Source organism: Pseudomonas sp. 5.2 (assembly GCF_059025405.1).
The window spans coordinates 1-15,139 of sequence record NZ_JBYBHH010000023.1; the positions used below are offsets into that span (position 1 = coordinate 1).

General features: G+C 63.4%; 14 protein-coding genes. 11 read left to right on the forward strand and 3 right to left on the reverse strand.

Annotated elements, in window-relative coordinates; all coding sequences use genetic code 11:
* Positions 1–251 precede the first annotated feature (251 nt).
* Complete coding sequence (locus tag AC5PZ0_RS26010; RefSeq protein WP_085272745.1) at positions 252–1,898, reverse strand: Na+/H+ antiporter; 1,647 nt, start codon at positions 1,896–1,898, stop codon at positions 252–254.
* Between the two features lie 242 nt (positions 1,899–2,140).
* On the opposite strand from AC5PZ0_RS26010, the gene AC5PZ0_RS26015 reads away from it, so the two are divergent.
* The 6 genes from AC5PZ0_RS26015 to AC5PZ0_RS26040 all read left to right on the forward strand — a co-directional run bounded on the left by AC5PZ0_RS26015 (position 2,141) and on the right by AC5PZ0_RS26040 (position 5,966).
* Positions 2,141–2,419 carry a type II toxin-antitoxin system RelE/ParE family toxin gene (locus tag AC5PZ0_RS26015; RefSeq protein WP_081717529.1) on the forward strand — a complete coding sequence of 93 codons (279 nt, stop codon included), beginning with the start codon at positions 2,141–2,143 and terminating at the stop codon, positions 2,417–2,419.
* Between the two features lie 8 nt (positions 2,420–2,427).
* Positions 2,428–2,727 (forward strand): type II toxin-antitoxin system antitoxin GraA, encoded by a 300-nt coding sequence (gene graA / locus AC5PZ0_RS26020; RefSeq protein ID WP_238216399.1) that lies wholly within the window; start codon positions 2,428–2,430, stop codon positions 2,725–2,727.
* A gap of 124 nt (positions 2,728–2,851) precedes the next feature.
* Positions 2,852–3,199, forward strand: coding sequence for an ArsC family reductase (locus tag AC5PZ0_RS26025; RefSeq protein ID WP_027595785.1), 348 nt, complete (start codon positions 2,852–2,854; stop codon positions 3,197–3,199).
* A gap of 41 nt (positions 3,200–3,240) precedes the next feature.
* The gene (gene dapD, locus AC5PZ0_RS26030; protein ID WP_027595784.1) at positions 3,241–4,275 is read left to right on the forward strand and encodes a 2,3,4,5-tetrahydropyridine-2,6-dicarboxylate N-succinyltransferase; all 1,035 of its coding nucleotides are present in this window, start codon (positions 3,241–3,243) and stop codon (positions 4,273–4,275) included.
* A 78-nt stretch (positions 4,276–4,353) separates the two neighbouring features.
* Positions 4,354–5,559, forward strand: a complete 1,206-nt coding sequence (locus tag AC5PZ0_RS26035; protein WP_493856027.1) for a cysteine desulfurase — start codon at positions 4,354–4,356, stop codon at positions 5,557–5,559.
* A complete protein-coding gene (locus tag AC5PZ0_RS26040) occupies positions 5,556–5,966 on the forward strand; it encodes a SufE family protein (protein ID WP_493856028.1) in 411 nt (136 codons plus the stop codon). The genes AC5PZ0_RS26035 and AC5PZ0_RS26040 overlap by 4 nt, the downstream gene beginning before the upstream one ends.
* A 106-nt stretch (positions 5,967–6,072) precedes the next feature.
* On the opposite strand, the gene tcdA is transcribed toward AC5PZ0_RS26040, so the two are convergent.
* On the reverse strand, positions 6,073–6,882 hold the full coding sequence (gene tcdA, locus AC5PZ0_RS26045; protein WP_099428481.1) for a tRNA cyclic N6-threonylcarbamoyladenosine(37) synthase TcdA: 810 nt from the start codon (positions 6,880–6,882) through the stop codon (positions 6,073–6,075).
* Positions 6,883–7,015: 133 nt separating this feature from the next.
* On the opposite strand from tcdA, the gene AC5PZ0_RS26050 reads away from it, so the two are divergent.
* From AC5PZ0_RS26050 to AC5PZ0_RS26065, 4 genes are all read left to right on the forward strand, one after another.
* Positions 7,016–9,607 carry a glycosyltransferase gene (locus tag AC5PZ0_RS26050; RefSeq protein WP_027595780.1) on the forward strand — a complete coding sequence of 864 codons (2,592 nt, stop codon included), beginning with the start codon at positions 7,016–7,018 and terminating at the stop codon, positions 9,605–9,607.
* Positions 9,608–9,714: 107 nt separating this feature from the next.
* Positions 9,715–10,866, forward strand: coding sequence for a succinyl-diaminopimelate desuccinylase (gene dapE / locus AC5PZ0_RS26055; protein ID WP_027595779.1), 1,152 nt, complete (start codon positions 9,715–9,717; stop codon positions 10,864–10,866).
* Complete coding sequence (locus AC5PZ0_RS26060; RefSeq protein ID WP_085272741.1) at positions 10,866–11,678, forward strand: putative RNA methyltransferase; 813 nt, start codon at positions 10,866–10,868, stop codon at positions 11,676–11,678. Before dapE ends, AC5PZ0_RS26060 begins: the two co-directional genes overlap by 1 nt.
* A gap of 17 nt (positions 11,679–11,695) precedes the next feature.
* Positions 11,696–12,073, forward strand: coding sequence for a hypothetical protein (locus AC5PZ0_RS26065; protein WP_027595777.1), 378 nt, complete (start codon positions 11,696–11,698; stop codon positions 12,071–12,073).
* A 71-nt stretch (positions 12,074–12,144) separates the two neighbouring features.
* On the opposite strand, the gene AC5PZ0_RS26070 is transcribed toward AC5PZ0_RS26065, so the two are convergent.
* Positions 12,145–12,354: a cold-shock protein gene (locus AC5PZ0_RS26070; RefSeq protein ID WP_027595776.1), complete on the reverse strand. Its 210-nt coding sequence runs from the start codon at positions 12,352–12,354 to the stop codon at positions 12,145–12,147.
* 232 nt (positions 12,355–12,586) lie between these two features.
* Here AC5PZ0_RS26070 and plsB point away from each other — a divergent pair, with 232 nt between their 5' ends.
* A complete protein-coding gene (plsB, locus tag AC5PZ0_RS26075) occupies positions 12,587–15,073 on the forward strand; it encodes a glycerol-3-phosphate 1-O-acyltransferase PlsB (protein ID WP_493856029.1) in 2,487 nt (828 codons plus the stop codon).
* Positions 15,074–15,139: the final 66 nt, after the last annotated feature.

The following is a 15,139-nucleotide window of genomic DNA, read 5'->3' on the forward strand; positions in this document are numbered from 1 at the left end:
GTTCGCGGGGCAAGCCCGCTCCCACGTAATGCGTCAATTTTTAGAAATTGCGCAAGACAGTCACTCCCACAGATGCGGCGCTAGACTTGGAGGCTACACAGTTCGGGTGGGGGCAACTGTCTTGTGGTGCTTGTTCCGGCCTCTTCGCGGGCAAGCCCGCTCCTACAGGTAACTGCGCAGGCTCAGACCTTGTGAGGACCCTGTGGGAGCGGGCTTGCCCCGCGAATGGGCTGCAGAGCAGCCCCTGCGACCTACCGGACAGCGCCCAGGTTCGCCTCGCTCATATCCAGCTCACCCAGCACCTGCCGCACCACCTCATCGCCCACCAGGTGCTGGCGATGCAGGTTGTACAACTCCAGCCGCTGCGCCCGCAGCGCACGCAAGCGCAAACGCCGCTCAAGCAGGTCCATCTGCTCAGCCATGGCCCGTGCCTCCGCCGTGTCATTGTAACTGTCCAGCTCGTCCCGGTACTCGGCCATCAACCGTGCCTTGAGCTCGGTCGCCAGTGTCGCCTGCGCGGCATCCTGCGGCGCGTTGGCATCGATCACCTCTTCCGCCTCCAGGGCATGAATCGCGGCCTCGGCCGTGCGTCGCCAAGCTTCCAGCACTTCTTGATGCAGCCGCTCGTCCGGGCTTTGGGTGACGCCACGCAGCAGGATCGGCAAGGCAATGCAGGCACTGATCAACGACAGCAGAATGACCCCTGCGGCGATGAAGATGAGCAAATCACGCTCGGGGAACGCCTGGCCCGCACTGATCAACAGCGGCACCGACATCACGCCCGCCAGGGTCACGGCGCCACGTACGCCCCCTAGGGTCAGCAGCCAGCAGGAACGCGCCGTAGGCATCAGCACCAGCGCCGGCTTGCCCCGCCAGCGACGTACCACACCAATGGCCCGCCAGATGCTCTGCACCCAGATAAACCGCAGCAGGATCAACGCTGCGAAGATCGCCAGCACATCCAGGCAGCGCCAGGCCAAGGTCGGCCACACGGTGGCCTCGTGGCTCACGACGGCCTTGATGATGTCCGGCAATTGCAGGCCAAGCAGCAGGAAGATCAGGCCATTGAAGGCAAACTCCAGCAACGACCACACACTGCGGTTGAGCAAGCGGGTACTGGTCTGGCGGGGCAGCAGGTCGAGCCAGCTCTGCATCATGCCGGCCGCCACCGCCGACAGAATACCGGATACCCCCAGGCGCTCGGCCAATACATACGCCGCAAAGGGCAGCAACAGCATGAACACCACGTGCGTGGCGGGGTCGTCCCAGCCGCGGGCGATCATCCAGGCGCGCAGACGGCCGATCAGCCAGCTCAGGGCAACACCGACCGCCAGGCCGCCAAGGGCGACCAGGACGAAGCTGAAGCTTGCATCGGCCAACGAGAACACCCCCGTGATCGCTGCGGCCAAGGCGAACTTGAACGTCACCAGGCCCGAGGCATCGTTCATCAGCGCCTCACCCTGCAACATATGCATCAGCGGGGTTGGCAGACGGTCCTGTGCAATGGCCGAAACGGCCACGGCATCGGTAGGCGAAAGTACCGCGGCCAGGGCAAAGGCGACCGGCAGCGGGATGCTCGGCAACAGCCAGTGAATGAAGTAACCGGCGCCGACCACCGTAAACAGCACCAACCCCACGGCCAGCGCCACCACCGGCCCGCGAATGCGCCACAACTCGCGCTTGGGAATGCGCCAGCCATCGGCGAACAACAGCGGCGGCAGGAACAGGAAGAGGAACAGCTCGGGGTCCAGGGCCACGTGCAGCCCCAGGGTGGGCCAGGCCAGCAGCGCGCCAGCGGCAATCTGCACCAATGGCAGGGGCAGCGGAATCATCCGGCCGACCAGCTTCGACACGCTGACCAGCGTGAGCAAAATGAGGACGGTATAGGCTGACTGCATCCGTGAAAGCTTCCTTTATCAATCAATAACCGTAGCGAGGCGAAACATCGCCATTGAAACAATATGTTAGCGGCGTATGGCAATGCGGGGCCGCTGCACGATAGTCGCAGGTGCGGCGGGAATATGTAACACGATGCTACCCACCACGCGCCATTAACGCTGCGTGTTCACTCTCCAGGCTTGAAATGACGCTATGTCGACGTATAATCAATCTTAACGAATAACGTTAAGCGTTCAGGCCCATGATTCAAGCCTTCAGCTGTGCTGACACGGAAGCACTCTTCACGACTGGAAAGACACGGCGTTGGTCAGATATCAAATCTGTCGCAGAGCGCAAATTGGCCATGCTTGATGCTGCCACAGAACTGCGCGACCTTCGCTCTCCTCCGGGCAATCGCCTGGAACAGTTGAGCGGTAATCGCGCCGGCCAACACAGCATACGAGTCAATGATCAGTGGCGCGTGTGCTTTATCTGGACGGAAAACGGTCCGGCAAACGTTGAAATTGTCGATTACCACTGAGGTGCATCATGCTCAAGAATGGCATGCGTCCAATACATCCTGGTGAAGTTCTGCGCGAGGACTTCCAGAAAGAAATGGGGTTCAGTGCCGCTGCTCTGGCGCGGGCATTGGGTGTTGCGACGCCAACGGTCAACAACATCCTGCGCGAGCGTGGCGGCATTTCCGCCGACATGGCACTGCGCCTGGCCATCTGCCTGGACACCACACCGGAGTTCTGGCTCAACCTGCAAATCGCCTTCGATTTGCGCACAGCCGAACAGCAACATGGTGATGAGATCATCGGATCCGTGCAGCGCTTGGTCGCTTGAGACATATCTCGATCAATAAAGTCGGGCGCCACAGGCGTGGCGCCGCGCGGATCGATCCAGCATAATCCCGCGACTGACTTTCGAAAAATGGAGAAATTGGGGAACCTTTGCCCCAATGTACACAATGACTTACACGCTCTACGGCATCAAAGCCTGTGACACCATGAAAAAGGCGCGTACCTGGCTCGAAGACAAAGCCATCGCCTACGAATTCCATGACTACAAAACCCAAGGCATCGACCGTGACAGCCTGAACCGCTGGTGCGACGAGCACGGCTGGGAAGTCATCCTCAACCGTGCCGGCACCACCTTCCGCAAGCTCGACGACGCCAGCAAGGCTGATATCGACCAGGCCAAGGCCGTCGAGCTGATGCTTGCCCAACCTTCGATGATCAAGCGCCCGGTGCTCGATCTGGGCGAGCGCACCCTGGTTGGTTTCAAACCTGATTCGTATGCCGCAGCGCTGGCCTGAGCCCGCCTGCGCTTCCACCCTATTTCGCACGAGGTAATCCCATGTCCAATACCCTGTTCAGCCTGGCCTTCGGTGTCGGCTCCCAGAACCGCCAGGGCACCTGGCTTGAAGTCTTCTACGCACAACCACTGGTCAACCCAAGCGCCGAGCTGATCGCTGCCGTTACCCCGATCCTCGGCTACGAAGGCGGCAACCAGGCCATTGCGTTCAGCAACGCGCAAGCGGCGCAGCTGGCTGAAGCCGTGAAAGGCGTCGATGCCGCCCAAGCTGCCCTGCTGACCCGCCTGGCCGAAAGCCACAAGCCGTTGGTCGCCACCCTGCTGGCCGAAGACGCCGCGCTGACCTCGACCCCAGAGGCCTACCTCAAGCTGCACCTGCTGTCGCACCGCCTGGTCAAGCCGCACGGCGTGAGCCTGGCCGGCATCTTCCCGCTGCTGCCAAACGTCGCCTGGACCAACCAAGGCGCCGTCGACCTGGGCGAGCTGGCCGAACTGCAACTGGAAGCACGCCTGAAGGGCGAGCTGCTGGAAGTGTTCTCGGTGGACAAGTTCCCGAAAATGACCGATTACGTGGTCCCGGCCGGCGTGCGTATCGCCGACACCGCCCGTGTGCGCCTGGGCGCCTACATCGGCGAAGGCACCACCATCATGCACGAAGGCTTCGTCAACTTTAACGCGGGCACCGAAGGCCCAGGCATGATCGAAGGCCGCGTTTCGGCGGGCGTCTTCGTCGGCAAGGGTTCGGACCTGGGCGGCGGCTGCTCGACCATGGGCACCCTGTCCGGTGGCGGCAACATCGTCATCAAGGTCGGCGAAGGCTGCCTGATCGGCGCCAACGCCGGTATCGGCATCCCGCTGGGCGACCGCAACACCGTTGAAGCTGGCTTGTACATTACCGCTGGCACCAAGGTGAACCTGCTTGACGAGAACAACGAACTGGTCAAAGTGGTCAAGGCCCGCGACCTGGCCGGCCAGACCGACCTGCTGTTCCGTCGCAACTCGCTGAACGGCGCGGTGGAATGCAAGACCCACAAGTCGGCCATCGAGCTGAACGAGGCGCTGCACGCCCACAACTGAGAACCTTCCTCGGTTTGAAGTGATAAGATCGGGTCTGGCGTAATGCCAGACCCGTTTTTCATTCCAGGCCCCGCGACCATGTTCCAGCCCTCCCCCTGGCGTGCCGATTTCCCCGCCATCGCCGCCCTGCAACGGCAGCACCAGACTTACCTGGACAGCGCCGCCACCAGCCAGAAACCGCAAGCCCTGATCGATGCCCTGAGCCATTACTATGGCCATGGCGCGGCGAACGTGCACCGTGCCCAACACCTGCCCGGCGCGCTGGCGACCCAGGCGTTCGAAACCAGCCGCGACAAGGTTGCCGCCTGGCTCAATGCCGCCGATTCGCGGCAGATCGTTTTCACCCATGGCGCCACCTCGGCCCTCAACCTGCTGGCCTATGGCCTGGAGCACCGCTTCGAAGCCGGTGACGAAATCGCCGTCAGTGCCCTGGAACACCATGCCAACCTGCTGCCCTGGCAACAGCTGGCCCGGCGGCGCAACCTTCGCCTGGTCATCTTGCCGCTCGACATTCACGGCTGCATCGACCTCGATCAGGCCCTGCAACTGATCGGGCCACGCACCCGGGTACTGGCGGTCAGCCAGCTGTCCAACGTGCTGGGCACCTGGCAGCCGCTGTCGGCCTTGCTGGCCCATGCCCGGGCCCAAGGCGCATTGACTGTGGTCGACGGGGCCCAGGGCGTGGTGCATGGCCGCCATGATGTGCAGCAGTTGGCGTGCGACTTCTATGTCTTTTCCAGCCACAAGCTGTATGGGCCGGAAGGGGTTGGCGTGCTGTACGGTCGCAGCCAGGCGCTGGCGCTGCTGCGCCACTGGCAATTTGGCGGTGAAATGGTGCAACTGGCCGAGTACCAGAGCGCCAGCTTCCGCCCCGCCCCGCTGGGCTTCGAAGCCGGTACCCCACCGATCGCGGGTGTCATCGGCCTGGGCGCCACGCTCGATTACCTGGCCAGCCTCGATGCTCAGGCGGTCGAACGGCATGAGGCCAGCTTGCACCAGCACTTGCTGCGCGGGCTGGCCGACCGCGATGGCATCCGCGTGCTCGGCTCGCCACAGACGGCCTTGGCCAGCTTCGTGATCGAAGGGGTGCACAATGCCGACATCGCCCATCTGCTGACCGAGCAAGGCATCGCCGTGCGTGCCGGCCATCATTGCGCCATGCCGCTGCTCAAAGGGCTGGGGCTTGAGGGGGCGATTCGGGTGTCGCTGGGGCTGTATAACGACAGCGATGACCTGCAGCGCTTTTTCGAGGCGCTGGATCAAGGGCTGGAGATGTTGCGATGAGTTTATCGACAGCTGCCCGCGAGGCGCAGGAACAGTTCGAGCAGGCCCGCGGCTGGGAGCAACGTGCGCGGCTGCTGATGCAGTGGGGTGATCGTCTTGAGCCGCTGAGTGAGGCCGACAAATGCGAGCACAACCGTGTGCATGGCTGTGAAAGCCTGGTGTGGCTGGTGGCTGAACAGCGGGATGGCCAGTGGCGATTCAAGGCCAGCAGCGATGCACGGTTGTTGCGCGGGTTGCTGGCCTTGCTGCTGGTGCGGGTGCAGGGCCTGGCCAGCAGCGAGCTGGCCAACGTGGATTTACCGGGCTGGTTCAGCCAGTTAGGCCTGGAGCGGCAACTGTCCCCCTCGCGCAGCAATGGCCTGCATGCAGTGTTGCTGCGGATGGCAGAAATCACCTCCAGCCACTGAACAGTGGGACTTCTTCGCGGGCAAGCCCGCTCCTACAGGAACTGCACAGCCCCTGAGTAGCGCACAGCCCCTGTGGGAGCGGGCTTGCCCGCGAATAGGAACAGGGTTACTCGGGTTTGACCCGCTCTGACGGCCGCCTGGCACCCGCCACCAGTTTTTCCACGGCCTTGCTGGCCGCGACCATGCCAAAGGTCGCGGTCACCATCATCACCGCGCCAAAACCACCCGAGCAGTCCAGGCGCACGCCTTCACCGACAAAACTCTTCTGCAGGCAAACGCTGCCATCACCCTTGGGGTAGCGCAGCTGCTCGCTGGAAAACACACACGGCACGGCGTAGTTACGGCTGACATTGCGCGAGAAGTTGTAGTCGCGGCGCAAGGTGGACCGTACCCGCGAAGCCAGCGGGTCGTTGAAGGTCTTGTTGAGGTCACCGACCTGGATTTGCGTTGGGTCGATCTGCCCCCCCGCGCCACCGGTGGTCACAACGCCGATCTTGCGCCGCTTGCACCAGGCAATCAGCGCGGCCTTGGCCATGACGCTGTCGATGCAGTCGATAACGAAGTCGAGGCCTTCGGTGATGTACTCGGCCATGGTCTCGCGGGTGACGAAGTCAGCTACCGCGTGCACCGTGCAAGCCGGGTTGATCGCCCGTAGGCGCTCGGCCATGACCTCGACCTTGGGCCGCCCCACTTGCCCTTCGAGGGCATGGGCCTGACGGTTGGTATTGCTGACACAGACATCGTCGAGGTCGAACAGGGTAATCTCGCCCACGCCACTGCGCGCCAACGCCTCGGCCGCCCACGAGCCGACCCCGCCGATACCGACGATCGCCACATGGGCCTGTTTCAACCGTTGCAGGCCATCATCGCCATACAACCGGGCGACGCCGGCAAAGCGTGGATCTTCTGTGCTCATCTTGCTACCCCGAAGCGCATACCGCTAAAAACGGCGCGCATTATATGCCAATGGCGCCGTTGGCCTCCATGGTTAGGAAAGTGCCGGCCAATCCTGCTTTAATATTCACTCAATTCGACAGACTTGGACGACAATGTCATCACGCAAATTCGGCCTCAACCTGGTCGTGGTCCTGGCCATCGCGGCGCTGTTCACCGGGTTCTGGGCGCTGATCAACCGCCCCGTCTCCGCGCCTGCCTGGCCGGAGCAGATCTCTGGTTTCTCGTACTCGCCCTTCCGCCTCGGCGAGAGCCCGCAAAAGGGCCAGTACCCCAGCGACGACGAGATGCGCCAAGACCTGGAGCAGATGAGCAAGCTGACCGACAGCATCCGCATCTATACCGTAGAGGGCACCCAGGCAGATATCCCGCGCCTGGCCGAGGAATTCGGCCTGCGGGTGACCTTGGGTATCTGGATCAGCCCGGACCTTGAGCGCAACGAGCGCGAAATCGCCACCGCCATCGAACTGGCCAACACCTCGCGCAGCGTGGTGCGGGTGGTGGTCGGCAACGAGGCGCTGTTCCGCGAAGAAGTCACGCCCGAGGCACTGATCCAGTACCTGGACCGGGTACGCGCCGCCGTCAAGGTGCCGGTCACCACCAGTGAGCAGTGGCACATCTGGAAAGAACACCCGGAGCTGGCCAAGCACGTCGACCTGATCGCCGCGCACATCCTGCCTTACTGGGAATTCGTGCCGATGCAGGACTCGGTGGAGTTCGTGCTCGACCGCGCCCGCGACCTCAAGCAGCAGTTCCCGCGCAAGCCGCTGCTGCTATCGGAAGTCGGCTGGCCGAGCAATGGCCGCATGCGCGGCGGTGCCGATGCCACCCAAGCTGACCAGGCCATCTACCTGCGCACCCTGGTGAACACGCTCAACCGCCGCGGTTACAACTACTTTGTGATCGAGGCCTACGACCAGCCTTGGAAAGCCAGTGACGAAGGTTCGGTGGGGGCTTACTGGGGCGTGTTCAACGCCGAGCGCCAGCAGAAGTTCAACTTCGATGGCCCGGTAGTCGCCATCCCGCAGTGGCGTGCCCTGGCGGTCGCCTCGGTGGTGCTGGCGATGATTGCCCTGATGGTGCTGTTCATCGACGGCTCTGCCCTGCGCCAGCGCGGCCGCACCTTCCTGACCTTCATCACCTTCCTGTGTGGGTCGGTGCTGGTATGGATTGCCTACGACTACAGCCAGCAATACAGCACCTGGTTCAGCCTCACCGTGGGTGTGCTGTTGGCGCTGGGTGCGCTGGGCGTGTTCATCGTGTTGCTGACAGAAGCCCACGAACTGGCCGAGGCGGTATGGATACACAAGCGCCGTCGCGAATTCCTGCCGGTGCAGGCCGACAGCGCCTACCGGCCCAAGGTGTCGGTGCACGTCCCCTGCTACAACGAGCCTCCCGAGATGGTCAAACAGACCCTCGATGCCCTGGCCGCGCTGGACTACCCCGACTACGAAGTGCTGGTGATCGACAACAACACCAAGGACCCGGCCGTGTGGGAACCCCTGAAGGCCCACTGCGAGAAGCTTGGCGAGCGCTTCAAGTTCTTCCATGTCGCGCCCCTGGCCGGTTTCAAGGGCGGCGCGCTCAATTACCTGCTCCCGCACACCGCTAAAGATGCCGAAGTGATCGCAGTGATCGACTCCGACTACTGCGTCGACCGCAACTGGCTCAAGCACATGGTGCCGCATTTCGCCGACCCGAAAATCGCCGTGGTGCAGTCGCCCCAGGACTACCGCGACCAGCACGAAAGCGCCTTCAAGAAGCTGTGCTACAGCGAGTACAAGGGCTTCTTCCACATCGGCATGGTCACCCGCAACGACCGTGACGCGATCATCCAGCACGGCACCATGACCATGACCCGCCGTTCAGTCCTGGAAGAGCTGGGCTGGGCCGAATGGTGCATCTGCGAGGACGCCGAGCTGGGCCTGCGGGTGTTCGAAAAAGGCCTGTCGGCCGCCTACGCCCACAACAGCTACGGCAAGGGCCTGATGCCCGACACCTTCATCGACTTCAAGAAGCAGCGCTTCCGCTGGGCCTACGGCGCCATCCAGATCATCAAGCACCATGCCGGCGCCCTGCTGCGCGGCAAGGGCAGCGAGCTGACCCGCGGCCAGCGCTATCACTTCCTGGCCGGCTGGCTGCCGTGGATCGCCGACGGCATGAACATCTTCTTCACCGTCGGCGCACTGCTGTGGTCGGCGGCGATGATCATCGTGCCGCACCGGGTCGACCCGCCGCTGATGATCTTCGCCATCCCCCCGCTGGCGCTGTTCTTCTTCAAGGTTGGCAAGATCATCTTCCTGTACCGCCGGGCGGTCGGGGTCAACCTCAAGGATGCCTTCGCCGCCGCGCTGGCGGGGCTGGCGTTGTCGCACACCATCGCCAAGGCGGTGCTGTATGGGTTCTTCACTAGCAGCATGCCGTTCTTCCGCACGCCCAAAAATGCCGACAGCCATGGTGTGCTGGTGGCCCTCTCCGAAGCGCGCGAAGAACTGTTCATCATGCTGCTGTTGTGGGGCGCGGCGCTGGGCATCTATCTGGTGCAAGGGCTGCCAAGTTCGGACATGCGCTTCTGGGTGGCGATGCTGCTGGTGCAGTCGTTGCCGTACCTGGCGGCATTGGTGATGGCGTTGCTGTCGTCGTTGCCAAAACCTGCCGAGAAGAACGTCGAAGCACAAGCCACCTGAAACAGGCCGGGGCCGCCCAGCGGCCCCATTGCCCCGTGCCGACAACCCTCGTTTGATATAAGATAACGCCCCTCGTTTTTCCGCCTTGCCTTGCCCCGGAGTTCCCCATGACGGCCCCTGCCGAGCTCTCGCCTACCCTTCAACTGGCCTGCGACCTGATCCGTCGCCCCTCGGTCACCCCCGTCGATGCCGACTGCCAGGCGCAAATGATGAATCGCCTGGGCGCCGTGGGCTTCCAGCTCGAACCCATGCGCATCGAAGACGTCGACAACTTCTGGGCCAGCCATGGCAACCAGGACGGCCCGGTGCTGTGCTTCGCCGGCCATACCGACGTGGTGCCGACCGGCCCGGTGCAGCAGTGGCAGCACGAGCCGTTCGAAGCGCTGATCGATGCCGATGGCATGCTCTGCGGCCGTGGCGCCGCCGACATGAAAGGCAGCCTGGCGTCGATGGTGGTGGCCAGCGAGCGCTTCGTGCGCGACTACCCCGACCACCGTGGCAAGGTCGCTTTCCTGATCACCAGCGACGAAGAAGGCCCTGCCCACCACGGCACCAAGGCCGTGGTCGAGCGCCTGAAAGCACGCAACGAGCGCCTGGACTGGTGCATCGTCGGTGAGCCTTCGAGCACCACCCTGCTCGGCGACGTGGTCAAAAATGGCCGCCGCGGCTCGCTGGGCGCCAAACTGACTGTGCGTGGCAAGCAAGGCCATGTGGCCTACCCGCACCTGGCGCGCAACCCGATCCACCTCGCCGCCCCCGCCCTGGCAGAACTGGCGGCCGAGCATTGGGACGAAGGCAACGCGTTCTTCCCGCCAACCAGCTTCCAGATCTCCAACCTCAATTCCGGCACTGGCGCCACCAACGTGGTACCCGGCGAGCTGACTGCGCTGTTCAACTTCCGCTTCTCTACCGAGTCGACCGTCGAAGGCCTGCAGCAGCGGGTGGCGGCAATCCTCGACAAGCATCAGCTTGACTGGAGCGTCGACTGGGCACTGTCCGGCCTGCCTTTCCTTACCGAGCCGGGCGAATTGCTCGATGCGGTGTCGGCCAGCATCAAAGCCGTCACCGACCGGGATACCCGCCCGTCCACCAGCGGCGGTACCTCCGATGGCCGGTTCATCGCCACCATGGGCACCCAGGTGGTAGAACTCGGCCCGGTCAACGCCACCATTCACCAGGTCGATGAGCGCATCCTGGCCAGCGACCTCGACCTGCTGACCGAGATCTACTACCAGACCCTGGTCCGGTTGCTCGCCTGATGCTGGCCTGCCCCCTCTGCCAGGCAGCCCTGTCGCGGCTCGACAATGGCGTGGTGTGCCCTGCCGGCCACCGCTTCGACCGCGCCCGCCAGGGTTACCTGAACCTGCTGCCGGTGCAGCACAAGAACAGCCGCGACCCGGGTGACAACCAAGCCATGGTCGAAGCCCGTCGCGACTTCCTCGACGCCGGGCACTACGCCCCGGTGGCCGGTCGCCTGGCCGAGCTCGCTGCCGAGCGCCAGCCTGGTGCGTGGCTGGACATCGGCTGCGGTGAAGGCTATTACACCGCGCAGCTGGCCCAAGCCCTGCCCGATGCCGACGGCTACGCCCTGGACATTTCTCGCGAAGCGGTCAAGCGCGCCTGCCGGCGTGATCCGTCGGTCACCTGGATGGTCGCCAGCATGGCCCGCGTGCCCCTGGCCGACGCCAGCTGCCAGTTCATCGCCAGCGTGTTCAGCCCGCTGGACTGGGCCGAAGCCAAGCGCCTGCTCAGCCCTGGCGGTGGCCTGATGCGGGTCGGCCCGACCAGCGGCCACCTGATGGAGCTGCGTGAAGTGCTCTACGATGAAGTGCGCCCGTACGCCGACGACAAGCACCTGGCCCTGGTGCCGGACGGCATGGCCCATGCGCACAGCGAAACCCTTGAGTTCCGCCTGAGCCTGGCTGCGCCCAAGGCACGTGCCGACCTGCTGGCCATGACCCCGCACGGCTGGCGCGCCAGCGCCGAAAAACGGGCACTGGTGATCGACCAGGCCGAGCCGTTCGAGGTCACGGTTTCCATGCGTTATGACTATTTCGTGCGCCAAGACTGAGCACACCCGGAGCCCTTATGCGCCAACCTGATATCGAGATTTACCTGAAGGACGCCGACGTCGACCACAAGCAGATTGCCGCCTGGCTCGCCGAGGCCGTCGGCCCGTGCAGCGAATGGCAGCAAAAAGGCCAGACCTTCAAATGCAAGGCCGGTAACATTCCAGTCACTTGGTTACCCAAGGCTGTAGGGAAATGGAACAGCCTTTACCTGGAAAGCGACCAGACGCCGTGGGCTGATGACGTCGCCTGTGCACGCGCCGCGCATGCCGCGCTCGGCGTCGAAGTACGCTGTGCACCGGGTGGCTGGGTCGAGGAAGACGGTGAAGAAGATGCCGATCGCTGGATCCGCATCAGCGCCGACGGTGAAGAGGAAATCACCTGGCGCACCAGCTGAACACGCTGGAAACTGATCGCATCAGGCTGCAAGTGACACGGACTTGCAGCTTGAGGCTTACCACATGAGGCTCAGAGCCCTACTACGTCCTCGGCTTGCAGGCCTTTCTGGCCCTGCACGCAGGCGTACTCGACCTGTTGCCCTTCGACCAGGGTACGATGCCCCTCACCGCGGATCGCCCGATAATGGACGAACACATCCGCACCACCTTCGCGCTGAATGAAGCCATAGCCCTTGGCATCGTTGAACCACTTTACATTCCCAGTCTCACGAGACGACATCTGAACTACTCCGGATTTTTATTGTGAAGATCGCCTTGTAGGCCCGCAGTCATCACCGCGTGCCGACGCCGCTTGCCGAAATATCCTGCAAGTGGCAGGCCGAGTATATGACACAGATTAAAAAAAATTGATGACGGTCCGGATTTTTGCCGGTTTTTGCTGAACTTACGCACATACGGCAGACTAATTGGCTGGATACTCACCTGAAAATCACTCCCAGGGCCCACTCCTCATGACCCGTTCCCCCCTGCGCCGCCTGATCTTCGGCGCCCTGCGTCGCCTGTTGTACCTGTGGGTGCGCTCCGAGACCATCAACCAGTCGTCGCTGACGCTCAAGCTCGACCGCAGCCGCCCGGTGTTCTATGCCCTGCCGTCGCCCTCGCTGACCGACCTGGCAGTACTCGACCGCGAGTGCACCAAGGCAGGGCTGCCACGCCCGGTGCTGCCGGTGGCCGTGGGCACCCTGCACGAGCCGGCCGCGTTCTTTTACCTGACGCCCGACCCCGACTGGCTGGGCCGCCAGGACAAAAGCGGCGCCCCGCCCACCCTCGAACGCCTGGTCGCGGCCGTGACCCAGCACGCCGAGGAAGACGCGCAGATCATTCCGGTGAGTGTGTTCTGGGGCCAAAGCCCCGCCAGTGAGTCCAGCCCCTGGAAGTTGCTGTTCGCCGACAGCTGGGCGGTTACCGGGCGCCTGCGCCGGCTGCTGACCGTGCTGATCCTGGGGCGCAAGACGCGTGTGCAGTTCTCTGCACCGATCCACCTGCGTGAACTGGTGCAGCACAACAAGGGCCACGAGCGCACCGTGCGCATGGCCCAGCGCCTGATGCGCGTGCACTTCCGTAACCTCAAGACAGCCGTGATCGGCCCGGACATCTCGCACCGACGCAACCTGGTCAAGGGCCTGGTGCATGCGCCCCAGGTACGCCAGGCCATCAGCGACGAAGCCGAGCGCGAGGGCATCCCCCTGGCCAAGGCCGAAGCCCAGGCGCTGCGCTATGGCAACGAGATCGCCTCGGACTACACCTACACCGCGATCCGCTTCCTTGAAGTGGTGCTCAGCTGGTTCTGGAACAAGATCTACGACGGCATCAAGGTCAACCACATCGAGCAGGTGCAAGGCATCGCCCCGGGCCACGAAGTGATCTACGTGCCCTGCCACCGCAGCCACATCGACTACCTGCTGCTGTCGTACCTGTTGTTCCGCAACGGCCTCACCCCGCCGCACGTGGCGGCCGGCATCAACCTCAACATGCCGGTCGTCGGTAGCCTGCTGCGCCGTGGCGGGGCGTTCTTCATGCGCCGCACCTTCAAAGGCAACCCGCTCTATACCGCCGTGTTCAACGAGTACCTGCACACGTTGTTCAGCAAAGGGTTCCCGGTGGAGTACTTCGTCGAAGGCGGCCGTTCGCGCACCGGGCGGATGCTGCAACCGCGTACCGGCATGCTGGCAATCACCCTGCGCAGCTTCCTGCGCTCGTCGCGCACACCCATCGTCTTCGTGCCGGTGTACATCGGCTATGAGCGCGTGCTCGAAGGCCGCACCTACCTGGGCGAACTGCGCGGCGCGAGCAAGAAGAAGGAGTCGATCTTCGACATCTTCAAGGTCTTCAGTGCCCTGAAGCAGCGCTTTGGCCAGGTCTACGTCAACTTCGGCGAGCCGATCCGCCTGGCGGGCTTCCTCGACGAGCAGCAACCCGGCTGGCGTGAACAGGACCACGGCCCACAGTTCCGCCCGGCCTGGCTCAACCAGGCCACTTCACGCCTGGGCGATACCGTGGCGCGCCACCTCAACGAGGCCGCGGCGATCAACCCGGTCAACCTGGTGGCCTTGGCGCTGCTGTCCACCAGCCGCCACGCCCTCGACGAACGTGCTCTGAGCCGCGTACTGGACCTGTATCTGTCGCTGTTGCGCAAGGTGCCGTATTCGCCCCACACCACCTTGCCGGAGGGAGATGGCCTGGCCTTGATCGAGCATGTGAAGGGTATGAAGCTGCTGTCCGAGCAGAAGGACGCCTTGGGCCGCATCTTGTACCTGGATGAAGCCGATGCGGTGTTGATGACCTATTACCGCAACAACGTCCTGCACATCTTCGCCCTGCCGGCCCTGCTGGCCAGCTTCTTCCTCAGCAGCTCACGCATGAGCCGCGAACTGCTTGGCCAGTATGTCCGGGCGCTGTACCCGTACCTGCAAACCGAACTGTTCCTGCGCTGGGCGCCGGAGCAGCTGGACGAGGTGATCGACCAGTGGCTGGCAGCACTGGTCGAACAAGGGCTGTTGCGCCAGGAAAACGATGCCTACCTGCGCCCGGCACCGAGCTCTCGGCCGTTCGTACTGCTGACGTTGCTGGCCCGCAATATCACCCAGACCTTGCAGCGCTTCTACATGGCCACTTCGCTGTTGCTCAACAGCGGCCAGCACACCTTGAGCGCAGAAGCGCTGGAAGACCTCTGCGTGATGATGGCCCAGCGCCTGTCGATTCTGCATGGCCTCAACGCCCCGGAATTCTTCGACAAGACCCTGTTCCGCCACTTCATCCAGACGTTGATTGAGCAAGGCGTGCTGCAAGCAGACGCGCAAGGCAAGCTGGGCTACCACGACAAGCTCGCCGAGGTGGCCGAAGCGGTCGCCAAGCGCGTGTTGTCGGCGGAGTTACGCTTGTCGATCCGCCAGGTGGCCTTGCACCGTGACGACTCCCTGGAAACTTCGGCCCTCTGAGGCTTCATCTGACGCGCAAATCCGCTAAAGTCCCTGGGGTTGGCCAAAAGCCAGCGCCAAGGACTA